This is a genomic window from Pseudomonas sp. Tav-5-1A, from assembly GCF_055755055.1.
The window spans coordinates 1,929,181-1,947,586 of the sequence record NZ_CM146901.1; the positions used below are offsets into that span (position 1 = coordinate 1,929,181).

General features: G+C 66.8%; 17 protein-coding genes. 14 read left to right on the forward strand and 3 right to left on the reverse strand.

From position 1 onward, the window contains the following. Positions 1-4: 4 nt before the first annotated feature. On the reverse strand, positions 5-1,201 hold the full coding sequence (locus AC0J42_RS08745) for an amino acid aminotransferase (RefSeq protein ID WP_416423163.1): 1,197 nt from the start codon (positions 1,199-1,201) through the stop codon (positions 5-7). 333 nt (positions 1,202-1,534) lie between these two features. Between AC0J42_RS08745 and uvrB the strand changes: the two genes are divergently transcribed. After that, positions 1,535-3,550, forward strand: a complete 2,016-nt coding sequence (gene uvrB, locus AC0J42_RS08750) for an excinuclease ABC subunit UvrB (protein WP_416423164.1) — start codon at positions 1,535-1,537, stop codon at positions 3,548-3,550. Between the two features lie 79 nt (positions 3,551-3,629). Here uvrB and AC0J42_RS08755 read toward each other — a convergent pair whose 3' ends face one another. Both AC0J42_RS08755 and fliK read right to left on the reverse strand, forming a co-directional pair. After that, entirely contained in the window at positions 3,630-3,947 is a 318-nt protein-coding gene (locus tag AC0J42_RS08755; RefSeq protein ID WP_473005863.1) for an EscU/YscU/HrcU family type III secretion system export apparatus switch protein, read from the reverse strand. Beyond that, on the reverse strand, positions 3,944-5,503 hold the full coding sequence (gene fliK, locus AC0J42_RS08760) for a flagellar hook-length control protein FliK (protein WP_473005864.1): 1,560 nt from the start codon (positions 5,501-5,503) through the stop codon (positions 3,944-3,946). The genes AC0J42_RS08755 and fliK overlap by 4 nt, the downstream gene beginning before the upstream one ends. 244 nt (positions 5,504-5,747) lie before the next feature. Between fliK and ccmA the strand changes: the two genes are divergently transcribed. From ccmA to AC0J42_RS08825, 13 genes are all read left to right on the forward strand, one after another. Continuing rightward, positions 5,748-6,329 (forward strand): cytochrome c biogenesis heme-transporting ATPase CcmA, encoded by a 582-nt coding sequence (gene ccmA / locus AC0J42_RS08765; RefSeq protein WP_473006826.1) that lies wholly within the window; start codon positions 5,748-5,750, stop codon positions 6,327-6,329. Further along, positions 6,326-6,997 carry a heme exporter protein CcmB gene (gene ccmB, locus AC0J42_RS08770; protein ID WP_416423168.1) on the forward strand — a complete coding sequence of 224 codons (672 nt, stop codon included), beginning with the start codon at positions 6,326-6,328 and terminating at the stop codon, positions 6,995-6,997. Before ccmA ends, ccmB begins: the two co-directional genes overlap by 4 nt. Positions 6,998-7,056: 59 nt before the next feature. Then, positions 7,057-7,815, forward strand: a complete 759-nt coding sequence (locus AC0J42_RS08775) for a heme ABC transporter permease (RefSeq protein WP_416423169.1) — start codon at positions 7,057-7,059, stop codon at positions 7,813-7,815. Next, a complete protein-coding gene (gene ccmD, locus AC0J42_RS08780; RefSeq protein WP_416423170.1) occupies positions 7,812-7,988 on the forward strand; it encodes a heme exporter protein CcmD in 177 nt (58 codons plus the stop codon). Before AC0J42_RS08775 ends, ccmD begins: the two co-directional genes overlap by 4 nt. Continuing rightward, a complete protein-coding gene (ccmE, locus tag AC0J42_RS08785; RefSeq protein ID WP_416423171.1) occupies positions 7,985-8,452 on the forward strand; it encodes a cytochrome c maturation protein CcmE in 468 nt (155 codons plus the stop codon). Before ccmD ends, ccmE begins: the two co-directional genes overlap by 4 nt. Positions 8,453-8,456: 4 nt before the next feature. Then, positions 8,457-10,430: a heme lyase CcmF/NrfE family subunit gene (locus tag AC0J42_RS08790; protein WP_473005866.1), complete on the forward strand. Its 1,974-nt coding sequence runs from the start codon at positions 8,457-8,459 to the stop codon at positions 10,428-10,430. Next, positions 10,427-10,963: a DsbE family thiol:disulfide interchange protein gene (locus AC0J42_RS08795; protein WP_416423173.1), complete on the forward strand. Its 537-nt coding sequence runs from the start codon at positions 10,427-10,429 to the stop codon at positions 10,961-10,963. The genes AC0J42_RS08790 and AC0J42_RS08795 overlap by 4 nt, the downstream gene beginning before the upstream one ends. Then, positions 10,960-11,430, forward strand: a complete 471-nt coding sequence (locus tag AC0J42_RS08800) for a cytochrome c-type biogenesis protein (RefSeq protein WP_473005867.1) — start codon at positions 10,960-10,962, stop codon at positions 11,428-11,430. The genes AC0J42_RS08795 and AC0J42_RS08800 overlap by 4 nt, the downstream gene beginning before the upstream one ends. Then, positions 11,427-12,629: a c-type cytochrome biogenesis protein CcmI gene (gene ccmI, locus AC0J42_RS08805; protein ID WP_473005868.1), complete on the forward strand. Its 1,203-nt coding sequence runs from the start codon at positions 11,427-11,429 to the stop codon at positions 12,627-12,629. Before AC0J42_RS08800 ends, ccmI begins: the two co-directional genes overlap by 4 nt. A gap of 2 nt (positions 12,630-12,631) precedes the next feature. Next, positions 12,632-13,033 (forward strand): hypothetical protein, encoded by a 402-nt coding sequence (locus AC0J42_RS08810; protein WP_473005869.1) that lies wholly within the window; start codon positions 12,632-12,634, stop codon positions 13,031-13,033. Between the two features lie 554 nt (positions 13,034-13,587). Further along, positions 13,588-15,597 (forward strand): DUF1302 domain-containing protein, encoded by a 2,010-nt coding sequence (locus tag AC0J42_RS08815; RefSeq protein ID WP_473005870.1) that lies wholly within the window; start codon positions 13,588-13,590, stop codon positions 15,595-15,597. A gap of 12 nt (positions 15,598-15,609) precedes the next feature. After that, positions 15,610-16,977 carry a DUF1329 domain-containing protein gene (locus AC0J42_RS08820; RefSeq protein WP_473005872.1) on the forward strand — a complete coding sequence of 456 codons (1,368 nt, stop codon included), beginning with the start codon at positions 15,610-15,612 and terminating at the stop codon, positions 16,975-16,977. Between the two features lie 422 nt (positions 16,978-17,399). After that, entirely contained in the window at positions 17,400-18,386 is a 987-nt protein-coding gene (locus tag AC0J42_RS08825; protein ID WP_473006827.1) for a WD40/YVTN/BNR-like repeat-containing protein, read from the forward strand. The last annotated feature ends 20 nt before the right edge of the window (positions 18,387-18,406 follow it).

Below are 18,406 nucleotides of genomic sequence, written 5' to 3' on the forward strand. Positions count from 1 at the left end.
GGCATCACAGCACGGCAACGATCGCCTTGATCACGCGGTCGATGTTGCTCTGGTTCAGGGCTGCCACGCAGATGCGGCCGGTGTCCAGGGCGTAGATGCCGAAGTCGCTGCGCAGGCGCTGGGCCTGGGCGGCGGTCAGGCCCGAGTAGGAGAACATGCCGCGCTGCAGGCCGACGAAACCGAAGTCGCGGTTGGCGCCGGCGGCGGCCAGGCCTTCGACCATCTGGTTGCGCATGCCACGGATGCGCAGGCGCATCTCGGCCAGTTCGGCTTCCCACATGGCGCGCAGCTCAGGGCTGTTCAGCACGGTGGCGACGATCATGGCGCCGTGGGTGGGCGGGTTGGAGTAGTTGGTGCGGATCACGCGCTTGACCTGGGACAGCACGCGGGTGCTTTCTTCCTTGGACTCGGTGACGATCGACAGCGCGCCAACGCGTTCGCCGTACAGCGAGAACGACTTGGAGAACGAGCTGGAGACAAAGAAGGTCAGGCCCGACTCGGCGAACAGGCGCACGGCGGCGGCGTCTTCGTCGATGCCGTCGCCAAAGCCCTGGTAGGCCATGTCCAGGAACGGCACATGGCCCTTGGCCTTGACGGTTTCCAGCACTTGCTTCCAGTCTTCGGGGGTCAGGTCGACGCCGGTCGGGTTGTGGCAGCAGGCGTGCAGCACGACGATGGAACCGTTGGGCAGGGCGTTCAGATCTTCGAACAGGCCGGCACGGTTGACGCCATTGGTGGCGGCGTCGTAGTAGCGGTAGTTCTGCACCGGGAAGCCGGCGGTTTCGAACAGGGCGCGGTGGTTTTCCCAGCTTGGGTCGCTGATGGCGACGACGGCGTTGGGCGAGAGCTGCTTGAGGAAGTCGGCACCGATTTTCAGTGCGCCGGTGCCGCCAACGGCCTGCACGGTGACCACGCGGCCTTCGGCCAACAGTGGCGACTGGGCGCCGAACAGCAGTTTCTGCACGGCCTGGTCGTAGGCGGCGATGCCGTCGATCGGCAGGTAGCCGCGGGCGGCGTGCTGGGCAACACGTGCGGTCTCGGCTTCGACGACGGCACGCAACAGGGGAATTCGCCCTTGTTCATCACTGTAAACGCCCACGCCCAAGTTGATCTTGTCGGTGCGGGTGTCAGCGTTGAACGCTTCGTTCAGGCCCAGGATAGGATCGCGGGGTGCCAATTCGACAGCAGAAAACAGGCTCATTTTTACCGTAGCTCTGATTGGAGGGTAATGGGGGGGGTACACCGCTCCAAAAATGCACTAGAGCGGTGCACAAACGGGGAGTCAGTATAGAGATCCTTGCTTGCACCTGCGACAGCTTGATGCAGGTTTTCCGGCCCAATTTCGCTTTTTTTTTACACCGTTAGTCATTTCGATGTGGGCGCGGTCCAATAACCTTGTAGGCCTTATCTTGAAACTGACACCGCAAAACACCACTTGGGGTATAAGATACTGTCTATAAATACAGGCGTCGGTTGCCGCCCGTGATCGTTTTCGTCTGCAGGGCGCGTCCTGCCGATGACCAAGAGGTTCGCCATGTCCGAGTTCCAGCTCGTCACCCGTTTCCAGCCCGCCGGCGACCAGCCCGAGGCCATCCGCCTGATGGTGGAGGGCATCGAAGCCGGCCTTGCGCACCAGACCCTGCTCGGCGTGACGGGCTCGGGCAAGACCTTCAGCATCGCCAACGTGATCTCCCAGGTGCAGCGGCCGACCCTGGTGCTGGCGCCGAACAAGACCCTGGCGGCGCAGCTGTACGGCGAGTTCAAGGCGTTCTTCCCCAACAACGCCGTGGAGTATTTCGTTTCCTACTACGACTACTACCAGCCGGAGGCCTACGTGCCGTCGTCCGACACCTTCATCGAGAAGGACTCGTCGATCAACGACCACATCGAGCAGATGCGCCTGTCGGCCACCAAGGCGCTGCTGGAGCGCAAGGACGCCATCATCGTCACCACGGTGTCGTGCATCTACGGCCTGGGCAGCCCCGAGACCTACCTGAAAATGGTGCTGCACGTGGACCGCGGCGACAAGCTCGACCAGCGCGCGCTGCTGCGCCGCCTGGCCGACCTGCAGTACACCCGCAACGAGATGGATTTTGCCCGCGCCACCTTCCGGGTGCGCGGCGACGTGATTGACGTGTACCCGGCGGAGTCGGACCTGGAAGCCATCCGTATCGAGCTGTTCGACGACGAGGTGGAGAGCCTGTCGGCGTTCGACCCGCTTACCGGCGAGGTCATCCGCAAGCTGCCGCGCTTCACCTTCTACCCCAAGAGCCACTACGTGACCCCGCGCGAGACCTTGCTCGAGGCCATCGAAGGCATCAAGGAAGAGCTCAAGGAACGCCTGGACTATTTGCGCGACACCAACAAGCTGGTGGAGGCCCAGCGCCTGGAGCAGCGCACCCGTTTCGACCTGGAGATGATGCTGGAGCTGGGCTACTGCAACGGCATCGAAAACTACTCGCGCTACCTGTCGGGCCGCCCGGCGGGCGCGCCGCCGCCCACTTTGTACGATTACCTGCCGCCCGATGCGCTGCTGGTGATCGACGAATCCCACGTCAGCGTTCCCCAGGTGGGCGCGATGTACAAGGGCGACCGTTCGCGCAAGGAAACCCTGGTGGAGTATGGCTTCCGCCTGCCGTCGGCGCTGGATAACCGGCCCATGCGCTTCGACGAGTGGGAAGGGGTGAGCCCGCAGACCATCTTCGTCTCGGCCACGCCGGGCAAGTATGAAGAAGAGCACGCCGGCCGGGTGATCGAGCAGGTGGTGCGCCCCACCGGCCTCGTGGACCCGCTGGTGGAAGTGCGGCCGGCGCTGACCCAGGTGGACGATTTGCTCTCGGAGATCCGCAAGCAGGTGGCCATCGAGGAGCGGGTGCTGGTGACGGTGCTGACCAAGCGCATGGCCGAGGACCTCACCGATTACCTGGCCGACCACGATGTGAAGGTGCGCTACCTGCACTCGGACATCGACACCGTGGAGCGGGTGGAGATCATTCGCGACCTGCGCCTGGGGACCTTCGATGTGCTGGTGGGTATCAACCTGCTGCGTGAAGGCCTGGACATGCCCGAGGTGTCGCTGGTGGCGATTCTCGACGCCGACAAGGAAGGTTTCCTGCGCTCTGACCGTTCGCTGATCCAGACCATTGGCCGCGCCGCGCGGAACCTCAACGGCCGGGCGATTCTGTACGCCGACCGCATGACCGGTTCCATGGAGCGCGCCATCGGCGAGACCGAGCGCCGGCGCGAGAAGCAGGTGGCCTTCAACGAAGCCAACGGCATTGTCCCCCAGGGGGTGGTCAAGGACGTCGCCGACATCATGGAAGGCGCCACCGTGCCCGGCTCGCGCAGCAAGAAACGCAAGGGCATGGCCAAGGCCGCCGAGGAAAACGCCAAGTACGAAAACGAGTTGCGCTCGCCCAGCGAGATCAACAAGCGTATTCGCCAGCTGGAAGAGAAGATGTACCAGTTGGCCCGCGACCTGGAGTTCGAAGCGGCGGCGCAGATGCGCGACGAGATTGGCAAGTTGCGCGAGCGGTTGTTGAACGTCTGAGCTTGAGTGGGAGCTGGCTTGCCAGCGAGTTTTTCGGGCCCCCACAACTCGCTGGCAAGCCAGCTCCCACAAGAAAGCGTTATCGCGGCGGGGTGATGTCGCGTTCCACCGGCGCCGGGTTGGGGTCGAACCCCTGGGGGTACTTGCCCTTCAAGTTCCAGGCGAAGGCGATGATTTCGGCGATGGTGCGGTACAGCGCCTCGGGGATGCTGTCGCCCAGCTCCAGCCGCGCCAGCAGCTTCACCAGCTCGGCGTTCTCGTAGATCGGCACCTCGTATTCCCGGGCGATGGCCAGGATGGCCTCGGCCAGTTCATCGTCGCCCTTGGCGGTGAGGGTCGGGGCCTGTTGGCCGTCGTAGGTCAGGGCAATGGCCTGACGGGGGGCTTTGGCAGTCATGCGGTTTCATCCACCCAGCGTTGTTCCAGTTGCGTGCTCGGGCCCTGGGGCGGCATGCCCTGGTGGCATTGCAGGTCGCTGACGGCCAGGCCTGCGGCCAACAGCTGCTGGCGCAGGTTGCCCAACTCGCTGTCGATCAGCCGTGCGGTGGCAGGCCACTGTGCCCACAGCTGGCCGCTGAGGCTGCCGCGCAACAGCTGCGCCTGGATCTGCAAGGGGCCCAGCGGGTCCAGGTCGAAGGCCAGGTCCACGCGCCACAAGGGGTCTTTGCTTTCTCGCTGCTCCTGGGGTTGCGCGGCCTGCTCCTGGGGTTCGTCCTCACGCTGCACGCGCACCTGCAGGGGCACGATGTCCTGCTGGTTGCGCATGGGAATTTCCAACTGCCAGGTGGTCAGCAGCTTGCCGTCCTCGCTCATGCCACTCTGGGCCAGGCTCGACAGCTGGTGGCTCTGCAGTCGCGACACCGCCGCCGAGGCCAGGCGCAGCAAATTCTGCAAGTCGTTTTCACCCTCGGCGCCGCCCAGCAGCCGCGCGGGCAGGGGGAAGCTGCTGGCGTCGGGCTTGTCGCCGATCTGGCCGAGCGTGCCCAGCGCAGTGCGCACGTAGCCGGGCAGGGCGTTGGCCAGCGCCTTGGCGGCGTCGGCAGGGTTGAACGGGGCATTGCCCGGCAGGTTGGGCAGAATTTGCGCCACCAGGCGCAGCAGGCTGCTTTTCAGGTCGTCGGGCTGGGCGCCGTTCTGCGGGGTCAGCAGTTGCGCTTCCAGGAACAGGCCGCTGGCGTTCAGGGCCTGGGCCACGCCGCGGGCGTCGGTCAGTTGGCGAATGTCCGGCAGGCTGGCCAGCAGGCGGCTGGCACTGGCGCGCAGGTCGTCACCCACCTCGCTGCTGTCGCCCAGGTTCTGCAGCGCCGCCAGCAGGCCTTCCAGTGAGCCTTGGCGGCTTTGCTGGGTTTGCAGCTGCTGGCTGACCGCCAGCTGCTCCAACCGCCCGCCCAGGGGCAGGAAGCTCAGGCTTTGGCTGCCTTGCACCTGCGCGCTGAGCAGGCTGCCCAGGCGTAGCGGCCCGGGGCTGTCGATTTCCAGGGTGCTGCCGGCCATGGCGGTGTTGAGCAGGGTCACCAGCGAGCGGTAATTGGCCGTCTGCGGCTGGAACTGGCTGCTCATCACCTTGCCCTGCACCAGGGTGCCCACCGGCAATTGTTGGGTATCCAACTGGGTGAGGGTGCTGACGCTGCTGGCCTTGGCCTGCTGCACCGTGACCGCCAGATTGCCCGAGGCCAGCTGCGTGACCGTCACTTGGGTGCCCTGGGCCAGGGGTTGCTGGCTGGTAGCCTGCACCGTGGCCTTGTCGCCGTTGGCAGTGACCAGCGACAGCACCACCTGGAACGGCTGGCCAGCGCCACCCTTGCTCGACAGCACCTGGCCGCTGGCGCTGTCGCCCACGTCCAGCAGGCCGTCGAGCGAGGTCAGCAGCTTCAGCACGTCGCCGCTGCTGACGCTGGCGCGCAACGCGCTGGCCGACGGCAGTTGGGTGGGAAGGCTGGTGATATCAGTCATGGAGGCCTGGCCTGCGGAAATTGCCATGATGGCAGTGGGGGGCGATATGTATAATGCGGCACCAACTTTTTCGAAGCTTGTATACAGTGCACGTCGAACGCTTGCAAAAAGTACGCCGATGCCAGTTTAACGGCAACGGCGGCGCGCACTTGAACGGCGCCTGTACCCTTTATCCGATTGATAAGGTCTTCGTTTGATTCCTCATCTCCAAGCCCAGGCCCTGGCGTGCGAGCGTGACTGGCGGATGCTGTTCGAGCAGCTGGAGCTGGCCGTCGGCCCCGGCGACATGCTGCAGGTCAGCGGCCCCAACGGCAGCGGCAAGACCAGCCTGCTGCGCCTGCTTGCCGGTTTGATGCAACCTACTGCCGGCCAGGTGCTGCTGGGCGGCAAGCCATTGGCCGGGCAAAGCGCGGCGCTGGCGCGCATGCTGTTGTGGATCGGCCACGCCGCCGGCATCAAGGACGTGCTCAGCGCCGAGGAAAACCTCACCTGGCTGTGCGCGCTGCACCAGCCGGCCTCCCGCGCCGCCATCTGGGAAGCCCTGGCGGCAGTGGGCCTGCACGGTTTCGAAGACGTGCCGTGCCACACCCTGTCGGCCGGCCAGCAGCGCCGCGTGGCCCTGGCGCGCCTGTACCTGCCGGCGCCGCCGCTGTGGATCCTCGACGAGCCCTTCACCGCCCTCGACAAGCACGGCGTGGCCCAACTGGAGGCGCACCTGGCCGCCCACTGTGACAACGGCGGCATGGTCATCCTCACCACCCACCACACCCTGACGGTGATGCCGGCCGGCTACCGCGAACTGGACCTGGGGCGGTGGGCAGCATGAGCGGCGTATTCCTGCAACTGCTCAAGCGCGAGGCGCGGCTGCTGGTGCGCCGGCCTGCCGAACTGATCAATCCGCTGGTATTCTTCGCCATAGTGATCGCCCTGTTTCCCCTGGCGGTAGGCCCGGAGGCGCAATTGTTGCGCACGCTGTCACCGGGGCTAGTCTGGGTAGCAGCGCTGTTGTCGGTGCTGCTCTCGCTCGATGGCCTGTTCCGCAGTGATTTCGAAGATGGCTCCCTGGAGCAGTGGGTGCTGTCGCCGCACCCGCTGCCGTTGCTGGTGCTGGCCAAGGTGCTGGCCCACTGGGCGTTCTCCGGGCTGTCGCTGGTGTTGCTGTCACCCCTGCTGGCGCTGATGCTGGGCCTGCCGGTGGCGTGCCTGCCGGTGCTGCTGGCCTCGCTGCTGCTGGGCACCCCGGTGCTTAGCCTGCTGGGCGCGGTGGGTGCGGCGCTGACGGTGGGGCTCAAGCGCGGCGGCCTGTTGCTGGCGCTGGTGATCCTGCCTTTATACATACCGGTACTGATTCTCGGCAGTGGCGCCCTGCAGGCGGCCCTGCAAGGCATGCCGACCGCCGGCTACCTGCTTTGGCTGGGTAGCCTGACAGCCCTCGCTGTCACCCTCACACCCTTTGCGATAGCCGCTGGCCTGAAGATCAGCGTCGGCGAATAATGATGCCAGCCCCCATGAGGGCTGGCGAAGATTCAGGATGCACCGTGATGAATAGCAGCGTGATCAGTTGGACTTGGTTTCACAAACTCGGCTCGCCCAAATGGTTCTACGGGATCAGCGGGCGCCTGCTGCCGTGGTTGAGCATCGCCGCGGCGTTGCTGCTGGCCATTGGCGTAGTCTGGGGCCTGGCCTTCGCGCCGCCGGACTACCAGCAGGGCAACAGCTTCCGCATCATCTATATCCACGTGCCGGCGGCCATGCTGGCGCAGTCCTGCTACGTGATGATCGCCGTCGCCGGCCTGGTGGGGCTGGTGTGGAAGATGAAGATCGCCGACATCGCCCTGCAGTGCGGCGCACGCATCGGCGCCTGGATGACCGCCCTGGCGCTGCTCACCGGCTCCATCTGGGGCAAGCCCACCTGGGGCACGTTCTGGGTGTGGGACGCGCGCCTCACGTCGATGCTGATCCTGCTGTTCCTCTACGTCGGGCTGATCGCCCTGGGCCATGCCATCACTAACCGCGACAGCGCCGCCAAGGCCTGCGCGGTGCTGGCGCTGGTGGGCGTGGTGAACATCCCGATCATCAAGTACTCGGTGCAGTGGTGGAGCACCCTGCACCAGGGCGCCACCTTCAGCCTGACCGAAAAGCCGGCCATGCCCGCGGAAATGTGGCTGCCGCTGCTGTTCACGGCACTGGGCTTCTACTGCTTCTTCGGCGCCGTGTTGCTGATGCGCATGCGCCTGGAAGTGCTCAAGCGCGAGGCGCGCAGCAGCTGGGCCAAGGCCGAAGTGGCGCAGGCGCTGGAGGGTCGCGTATGAATTTCGCTTCATTCGGCGATTTCCTCGCCATGGGCCATCATGGTGCCTATGTATGGTCGGCCTACGGCATCTGCCTGGTGGTGCTGGCCAACAACGTCGCCGCGCCGCTGCTGGCGCGCCGTCGCTATTTGCAGGAAGAGGCGCGCCGTTTGCGCCGGGAGAAAGGCAAGTGAATCCGCTGCGCAAGAAACGTCTGTTGATCATCGTCGGCCTGCTGGTGGGCCTCGGCGTGGCCGTGGGCCTGGCCCTGAGCGCGCTGCAACAGAACATCAACCTGTTCTACACCCCCACCCAGATCGCCAACGGCGAGGCGCCGGTGGACACCCGCATCCGCGCCGGCGGCATGGTGGAGAAGGGCTCGCTGGTGCGTTCGGCCGACTCGCTGGACGTGCGTTTCGTGGTCACCGACTTCAACAAGCACGTCACCATCACCTACCGCGGCATCCTGCCGGACCTGTTCCGCGAAGGGCAGGGCATCGTCGCCCTGGGCAAGCTGGACGCCAATGGCGTGGTGGTGGCCGACCAGATCCTGGCCAAGCACGACGAGAAATACATGCCGCCGGAAGTCACCAAGGCGTTGAAGGACAGCGGCCAGTCCGCTGCCGGCGCCCCGGCGCAGCCCGGCAAGGAAGGTTGAGACCATGATTCCCGAACTCGGCCACCTGGCCATGATTTTGGCCCTGTGCTTTGCCCTGGTGCAGGCCACCGTCCCCCTGTTCGGCGCCTGGCGCGGCGACCGTCAATGGATGGGCCTGGCCCAGCCGGCGGCCTGGGGGCAATTCTTTTTCCTGGCCTTTGCCTTTGGCAGCCTGACCTACAGCTTCATGACCGACGACTTTTCCGTCGGCTATGTCGCCAACAACTCCAACAGCGCCTTGCCCTGGTACTACAAGTTCAGCGCCGTGTGGGGCGCCCATGAAGGCTCGCTGCTGCTGTGGGCGCTGATCCTCGGCGGTTGGACCTTCGCCGTGTCGGTGTTCTCGCGCCAGTTGCCGCAGGTGATGCTGGCGCGGGTGCTGGCGGTGATGGGCATGATCAGCACCGGCTTCCTGCTGTTCCTGATCCTCACCTCCGACCCGTTCGCGCGCATCCTGCCGCAGGTGCCGGCCAACGGCGCCGACCTCAACCCGCTGCTGCAGGACCCCGGCCTGATCATCCACCCGCCCATGCTGTACATGGGCTACGTGGGCTTCTCGGTGGCCTTCGCCTTCGCCATCGCCGCCTTGCTTGGCGGGCGCCTGGACGCCGCCTGGGCGCGCTGGTCGCGGCCCTGGACCATCGTTGCCTGGAGCTTCCTGGGCTTCGGCATCACCCTGGGCTCCTGGTGGGCCTACTATGAATTGGGCTGGGGCGGCTGGTGGTTCTGGGACCCGGTGGAAAACGCCTCGTTCATGCCGTGGCTGGTGGGCACCGCGCTGATTCACTCGCTGGCGGTCACCGAGAAACGCGGGGTGTTCAAGAGCTGGACCGTGCTGCTGGCCATCGCCGCGTTCTCGCTGAGCCTGCTGGGGACCTTCCTGGTGCGTTCCGGCGTGCTGACCTCGGTGCATGCCTTCGCCTCGGACCCGGCGCGCGGGGTGTTCATCCTGATCTTCCTGCTGTGCGTGGTCGGCGGCTCGCTGACCCTGTTCGCGGTGCGTGCGCCGGTGGTCAAGAGCCACGTGGGCTTTGGCCTGTGGTCGCGCGAGACGCTGCTGCTGGGCAACAACCTGGTGCTGGTGGTGGCGGCCTCGATGATTTTGTTGGGCACCCTGTACCCGCTGGTGCTCGACGCCATCAGCGGCGCCAAGCTGTCGGTGGGGCCGCCGTACTTCAACGCGCTGTTCGTGCCGCTGATGGCCATCCTCATGGTGGTGATGGCGGTGGGCGTGCTGGTGCGCTGGAAGGACACGCCGCTGCAGTGGCTGCGCGGCATGCTCCCCCCGGTGCTGATCGGCGCCGTGGTGCTGGCGCCGATCGGCGGCCTGCTGGTGGACAACTTCGACTGGGCCATTCTCACCGTGTTCGCCCTGGCCGCCTGGGTGCTGCTGGCCGGCGTGCGTGACCTGCTCGACAAGACCCGCCACAAGGGCCTGCTCAATGGCGCCCGCAGCCTGACCCGCAGCTACTGGGGCATGCACGTGGCGCACCTGGGCATTGCCGTGTGCGCCCTGGGCGTGGTGCTGTCCAGCAGCCACAGCGCCCAGCGCGACCTGCGCATGGCGCCCGGCGACGCCGTGGACCTGGCCGGCTACCACTTCATTTTCGACGGCGCGCAGCACTATCGCGGGCCTAACTTCACTTCTGACCGCGGCACCCTGCGCGTCAGCAAGGACGGCAAGGACGTGACCGTGTTGTACCCGGAAAAACGCCTGTACACCGTGCAGCAGTCGATGATGACCGAAGCCGGCATCGACGCAGGGTTCACCCGTGACCTCTACGTGGCCCTGGGCGAACCGCTGGAAAACGGCGCCTGGGCGGTGCGCGTGCACGTCAAGCCGTTCGTGCGCTGGATCTGGTTCGGCGGCCTGCTGACCGCCCTGGGTGGCGCGCTGGCGGCCATGGACCGGCGGTATCGGGTGAAAGTGCGCGCCAAGGTGCGTGATGTATTGGGTCTGGATGGAGCGGCCGCATGAAGCGCTGGATGTTGTTGGTGCCCCTGGCACTGTTTCTCGTGGTGGCGGTGTTCCTCTACCGCGGCCTGTACCTGGACCCCTCGGAACTGCCGTCGGCCATGATCGGCAAGCCGTTCCCGGCGTTCGCGCTGCCATCGGTACAGGATGGCAAGCCGCTGACCGAGGCTGACCTGAAAGGCAAGCCGGCACTCGTCAACGTCTGGGGCACCTGGTGCATTTCCTGCCGGGTCGAGCACCCGGTGCTGACCAAGCTGGCCCAGCAGGGCGTGGTGATCTACGGGGTCAACTACAAGGATGACAACGCCGCCGCGCTGAAGTGGCTGCAGGACTTCCACAACCCCTACCAGATCAACATCAACGACGAGCAGGGCGGCCTGGGCCTGAACCTGGGCGTGTACGGCGCGCCGGAGACCTTCCTCATCGACGCCAAGGGCGTGATCCGCTACAAGCACGTGGGCGTGATCGACGACACCGTGTGGCGCGAGCAGCTGGCCAGCCAGTACCAGGGCCTGGTCGACGAGGCCCGGCCATGAAGCGCTGGCTCGCCGCCGCCGGCCTGGCGCTGGGCCTGGCGGGCGTGGCCCAGGCGGCCATCGACACCTACCAGTTCGCCAACGACGCCGAGCGTGAGCGTTACCGCGAGTTGACCCAGGAACTGCGCTGCCCCAAGTGCCAGAACCAGGACATCGCCGACTCCAACGCGCCCATCGCCGCCGATCTGCGCCGCGAGATCTTCCGCATGCTGGGCGAGGGCAAGGACAACCAGCAGATCATCGACTTCATGGTCGACCGCTACGGCGAGTTCGTGCGCTACAAGCCGGCGCTCACCGCCCGCACCTGGCTGCTGTGGTTCGGCCCCGGCGTGTTGCTGGTGGGTGGCGTGGGCGTGATCCTGCTGATCGTCCGCCGCCGCCGTGCCACCGGCACCGACGCTGAACCCGAATTGTCCCCCGAAGAGCGCGCGCGCCTCGCCACCTTGTTGGATAAAGAACACCCATGATTGATTTCTGGCTTGCCGTGGGCCTGCTGTTGCTGGTGGCCCTGGGTTTTTTGCTGATCCCCGTGGTGCGCGGCCGTCGCGCCCAGCAGGAAGAAGACCGTACCGCCCTGAACGTGGCCCTGTACCAGGAGCGCATCGCTGAACTTTCGGCGCAACAGGCCGACGGCGTGCTCACTGCCGAACAGCTGGAGGCCGGCCGCGCCGAGGCCGCCCGCGAGCTGCTGGCCGACACCGAGGGGGCCGACGGCGCCCGCGTGTCGCGCCTGGGCCGGCCGCTGCCGCTGCTGGCAGCGCTGCTGGTGCCGGCGTTGGGCCTGGGCCTGTACCTGCATTTTGGCTCCAGCGACAAGGTGGAGCTGACCCGCGAGTTCGCCACGCCGCCCACGTCCATGGAGCAGATGACCCAGCGCCTGGAGCGTGCGGTGGCTGCGCAGCCGGATTCAGCCCAGGGGCTGTTCTTCCTCGGCCGTACCTACATGTCGCAGAACCGTCCGGCGGACGCGGCGCGGCTGTTCCAGCACACCCTGGCGGTGGCCGGGCGCGAGCCCGAAGTGCTGGGCCAGTTGGCCCAGGCCGAGTATTTCGCCAGCAACAAGAAGTGGTCGCCGGAGATCCAGGCGCTCACCGATGAAGCGCTGAAGGCCGACCCCAAGGAAGTCACCAGCCTGGGCCTGCGCGGCATCGCCGCCTTCGAGGGCCAGCGTTACCAGGAAGCCGTGGACTACTGGCAGCGCCTGCTGGTGCTGCTGCCGGCGGACGATCCATCCCGCGCTGCCCTGCAGGGTGGCATCCAGCGCGCCGCCGACAAGATCACCGCCGGGGGCGGCAGCGTGGCGGCGGCACCGGTGGAAAAAGCCGCGGCGCTGCTCAAGGTGCACGTCGACCTGGGCGCCGAGCTGAAAACCAAGGTGCAGCCGGGCGACAGCGTGTTCATCTTCGCCCGCGCCGCCTCCGGGCCGCCGATGCCGCTGGCGGTGAAGCGCCTGACCGTGGCCGACCTGCCGGCCAGCGTCGAGCTTACCGATGGCGATGCAATGATGCCGCAGCTGAAACTGTCGAACTTTCCCGAGGTCCAACTTGTCGCGCGCATCTCCCGTGCCGGCCAGCCGACCAAGGGCGAGTGGGTCGGCCGCAGCCAGCCCCTGGCCAGCAGCACCACCGCGCCGCAAAACCTGACCATCGACAGCCCGGATCTCTGATCATGCACGCCATTGCCCGTGTTTCCCTGTTAACCCTGATTGCGGGCCTGAGCGCCTGTGCGGTGCAACACCCGCAGCCCAGCGCCCCGACCATCCCGTCGCTGCCCCAGACCCGCCCGGCGCCGCAGCCTGGCCGGCCCCTGCCGGTCACCCCTGGCAACCCGGCCAGCAAGCCTGCGCCGCGCACCTCGGCCAGCTTCGCGCCGCCACCGGGCGGGGCCAGCCACTGGGAGCCGAAACTGGGCGTGTACGTGCTTGAAGGCCAGGCGGACACCTACTACCGCCAGCGCACCTACTACCGCTGGAACGGCGGCTGGACCTGGGCCACCAGCCTCGATGGCCCCTGGCAGGCCACCGACACCGGCGGCGTGCCACCCGGCCTGGGCCGCCTGCACGGCCAGTAACACCGGGGTATACACCCTCCCGTAGCAGCGGCCAAAGGCACCGCGTTCTTCCAACCACACCGCGTTGGCCCCGGACGCCGCCTGCGGCAGCTGCTACGCAGACCCCCCGTAGCAGCGGCCAAAGGCCGCGTCCCCAGGCACCGCGTTCTTCCAGCCCCACCGCGTTGGCCCCGGACGCCGCCTGCGGCAGCTGCTACGCAGCCCCCCCGTAGCAGCGGCCAAAGGCCGCGTCCCCAGGCACCGCGTTGTTCCAGCCACCCGCGTTGGCCCCGGACGCCGCCTGCGGCAGCTGCTACGGGGCACGGGCCTTCCCGTCGCGTTGTTCCCGCCAGGAAAACCCTGGATTTGTAGGAGGTTTTACCCTGCTGCGTAGGGTATTCCTGAAAATCCGCTCCCCGGCGCATTAGCGCTATCGCTCCCTCGTTACCCTTGGCACTCTGCCTCCCTGACCTTCATCTGCCGGTCAGCACCCGCCTTTTTTTCATACCTTGGGAAATGTCCTACGGATTGACCCTGCGGGTTCGGAAAACAATAAGATTTTCAGGGAGATCACCATGCGTAACCATGCAGTCGCGGTACCCCCAAGCCTGGCACCGGCACGCGCCGGCTACACCTTGGCGGGGCTTTTGCCGTTCCTGGCCTGCGTGCCCGCCGAGGCCGTGGAATTCAGCTTTCTAGAGGATGAAGTGCGTGGCTCGCTGGACACCACCCTGTCCTACGGGCAGCTGTGGCGCGTCCAGGGGCGGGACAAGGGCAACGACGACATCAACGCCAACGACGGCAATCGCAACTTCGACCCGGGGCTGGTTTCCTCGGTCTACAAGTTCACCAGTGAACTGGAGACCTCCTACAGGAACTACGGGCTGTTCCTGCGCGCCAGCGGCTTCTATGACAGCCGCATCATGGACGGCCACACCGACTACAACCGCAACAACAACCCGGTCCAGCCCAGCCAGAATTTCCCTGATGACCGCCATTTCAGCCGCGCCACCCGCGACCACGCCGGCAGCAACGTGGAAATCCTCGACGCCTACGTGCGCGGCGACTGGGACATGGCCGGCATGCCGGTATCCGGGCGCCTGGGGCGGCAGGTGTTCAACTGGGGCGAGGGCATTTTCTACCGGGGCGGGGTGAACACCACCAACCCCATCGACGCCGCCAAGTTCCGCCTGCCTGGCTCGGAGCTCAAGGAAGTGCTGATGCCGGTGGAGGCCATCAACTTTAGCGTCGGCCTCACCGACAACCTGTCCGTGGAAAGCTTCTACCAGTTCAACTGGAAGGAAACCGCCATCGACCCGGTGGGCACCTACTTCGCCGAGACCGACCTGTTCGCCAAGGGCGGCCACACCGCCTACGCCGAAGTACCGGCGCTGCGCGCGGTCACCGGCCTGTACCAGGGGCTCAGTGCGCTGGGCGTTGGTGGCCTGCAGGGCGGCGGGGGCATAGACCGCTACGGCAACCTCAAGGCAGCCAGCATCGGCCCCGACATCAATGCCCGCAACGACGGCCAGTTCGGCGTGGCATTTCGGTACATCGCCGAGCAGTTGAACAACACCGAGTTCGGCTTCTACTTCGTCAACTATCACAGCAAGGAGCCGACCATCCATGCCGACCTGGGGGCCTACAAGGGGCTGAACCTGACCCAGATCAAGGCCGCTTCGGCGCCGGCCATCCAGCAGCAGGTGGCGCAGCAGATGGATATGTCCCGCGAGCAGCTGCAGGCAGCGATTGCCGCCAACCCCACCGGGCAAGTCGCCGCCGCCTACAACGCCGCCCTGACCCAGGCCGCCAACGGCGTCGCCACCCTCGACGTCGCCAACCAGGTGCGCGGCCGCCGCGAGTTCGCCGAGGACATCCGCATGTTCGGTGCAAGCTTCAACACCCGCTTGGGCGAAGCCGCGCTGTTCGGTGAATTCACCTACCGCCCCAACATGCCCATCGGCATGGCCTCCACCAGCGACCTGGTCGGCGACCTGCTGGCCCAGGCCGGGCCGCTGGCCGACGGCAAGACGGTGAACATCGGCGGCAAGCACGTGCGCCTGGGCGACGAGGTGCAGAGCAGCGAGCGGGTGCAGATGTTCAATGCCTCCATCGGCACGCTCTACAGCTTCGGCCCGCGCTGGGGCTTCGATGGCATCAACGCCGTGGCCGAGGTGGCGTCCGAGCACCTGCGCGGCAGCAGCCTGCAGTACACCGCCTTCGACGGCAGCCGCCGCTACTACGCCAGCCGCGCGAACGCCGGCTACAGCGTCGGCTTCGGTCGCGACGCGCAAGTTACCCCGGACGCCTACGGCGCCACGCTGATGGTGATCGGCACCTGGAACAACCTGGTGGGCGGCGTCAACGTCTCGCCGTTCCTGACCTACAAGGACGACTTCAGCGGCAACTCGCACCTCACCGGCAACTTCATCGAGGGCCGCAAGGCCTACTCGGCGGGGCTGCGGGCCAACTACCAGAACAGCCTGGAAGCCGAGCTGCAATACACCGAGTTCTACGGCGGCGGGCAGAAAAACGCCGTGCGCGACCGCGACAACATCGGTTTCAACGTCAAGTACTCGTTCTAAGGGAGAACCACCATGCTCACATTTTCGAGATGGCCAGGCGTGGCCGTGCTGCTCGCCTGTTTCGCCACCCCGGTGCTGGCGGCCGACCCCCAGGGCGGCGTGCAACTGGGCGTGACCCTGACCCCGCTGGGCGCGCAGAAGGCCGGCAACGCCGCCGGCACCATTCCGCCGTGGACCGGCGGCCTGGTGACCCCGCCTGCCGGCTACCCCGGCTCCGGCCACCCGCATGTCGACCCGTTCCCCGCCGACAAGCCGATGTTCACCATCACTGCCGCCAACCTGGCGCAGTACCGTGACCACCTCAGCCCCGGCCAGCTGGCGCTGTTCAAGACCTATCCCGACACGTTCCGCATGCCGGTGTACGTGAGCCGGCGCACCGGCGCCGCGCCCCAGTGGCTGTACGACAACACCCGCCACAACGCCGCCAACGCCGTGCTGGCGCCGGACGGCAACGGCTTCACCGGTGCCCAGGGTGGCATTCCGTTCCCCATTCCGGCCAGCGGCGTCGAGGCGCTGTGGAACCACATTGCCCGTTACCGTGGCATCTACGTGGAGCGTCGCGCCGCCGAGGTGGCGGTGCAGCGCAACGGCAGCTACGTGCCCATCGTCGCCGAGCAGCAGGGCCTGTTCCGCTTCTACGACCCGCAGCCTGCGGCAGACACCAATGACAACATGCTGTTCTACTACCTGAACCAGATCCGCAGCCCCGCGCGCCTGGCCGGTGGCGTGGTGCTGGTGCACGAGCCCCTGGACCAGGTGCGCGAACCGCGCCAGGCCTGGATCTACAACCCCGGCCAGCGCCGCGTGCGGCGTGCACCGAGCCTGGCCTACGACACGCCCATCAGCAGCGCCGACGGCCTGCGCACCGCCGACGACACCGACATGTTCAACGGTTCACCCGACCGCTACGACTGGCGGCTGGTGGGCAAGCAGGAGCTGTACATCCCCTACAACAACTACCGCCTGGGCCAGCGCTCGGTGAAATACGCCGACCTGATCAAGCCCGGCCACCTCAACCCCGAGTTCACCCGCTACGAGCTGCACCGCGTGTGGGTGGTGGAGGGCACCCTCAAGCCCGGCGCGCGGCACTTGTACGCCAAGCGCCGGCTGTACCTGGACGAAGACAGCTGGCAAGCCGCGGTGGTGGACCAGTACGACGGCCGCGGCGAGCTGTGGCGGGTGTCCATGGCCTACCTGAAGAACTTCTACGAGTTGCCCACCACCTGGTCGGCGCTGGACGTGTTCCATGACCTGCAGGCGCGGCGCTACCACGTGCAGCACCTGGACAACGAGGAAGCCAGCACCGTGGACTTCAGCCGGCCGATACCTGCGGCAGCGGATTTCAGCCCGGCGGCGCTGCGGCGCATGGGTACGAGGTAAATAGGTACGAGGTAAATAGGTACCCGATAAAGAGGTACCCGATAACGGCGGATGATGGCCCGACATTCAGCCTTGCCTGCGCAGCCCGGCCCGCCGCGGCTGGCGCCTGGCCCGGCAAGGCTCTGGCCTGCAGCTGCGCGGCCTTCTGCTAGGGTTGGGGAAGCGCCGTGCGGGCCACCGGCGAATGAAAGATCACACCGCGCGCGTTGTCAGCCCGTTTCCGGGCTGGCTAGGATAGACCAGCTTTCGCGGGGCTCTGGCGTGCTGGTTTCAGCCAACCCCCACCCAGGCTGGTCAAATAACAATAATGGGAGTGCGCTATGAGCGAGCCGGTCAGGCGTGGTGGCAAGCACGCCACAGGGAAGGGCGCGTGGCGCCCATGGGTGGCATTGTCGATGGCCGTGGGGCTGGGGGTGGGCGGCATGGCGGGCATGGCCCGGGCTGCCGACCCCAGCGCGGATGCACAAGTGTGGTCGGTGGAGTCGGCCAAGGCAGTGCGCGGCCTGGTGCTGGACGTGGTCAGCGCCGGCAAGCGCCTGGTGGCCGTGGGCGACCGCGGCCACGTGCTGTACTCCGATGACCAGGGCGTGACCTGGGCCCAGGCCAAGGTGCCCAGCCGCCAGCTGCTGACGGCGGTGTTCTTCGTCGACCCCCAGCATGGCTGGGCCGTGGGCCATGACGCGCAGATCCTCGCCACCGCCGACGGCGGCGCCACCTGGACCAAGCAGTTCGAAGACCTCAAGCGCCAGGCACCGCTGCTCGACCTGTGGTTCAAGGACACCAGCACCGGCTTCGCCATCGGCGCCTACGGCGCGCTGCTCACCACCACCGACGGCGGCCAGCACTGGCAGGACGTCAGCGACCGCGTCGACAATCCCGACCAGTTCCACTTCAACGCCATCGGCGCGGTGAAGGACGCCGGCCTGTTCATCGTCGGCGAGCAGGGCAGCCTGTTCCGTTCCCGCGACTGGGGGCAAAGCTGGGAAAAGGTCCAGGGGCCCTACGAGGGCTCGCTGTTCGGCCTGCTGGCCACCGGCGAACCGCAGACCCTGCTGGTGTACGGCCTGCGCGGCAACCTGTTCCGCTCCACCGATTTCGGCGACACCTGGGCCAACGTGCCCCTGCAAGGCCCGCGCGGTCCGCTGGAGTTCGCCCTGTCGGGCGCCACGCGCCTGGACGACGGCACCCTGGTGCTGGTGGGCAACAGCGGCACGGTGCTGCGCAGCAAGGATGACGGCAAGACCTTCAGCCTGTTCAACCGCCCCGACCGCCTGTCGCTGTCGGCCGTTACCGGCGGTGCCGGCGGCACCCTGGTGGTGGCCGGGCAGGGCGGCGTGCGGGTCACCGCGGCCAACGGCGCCGACCTCGGCCAGCAACAGGCCAGCCTTCAGAAGGTGGGCCAACCATGACCGTCCGGGAGCAGATTTCC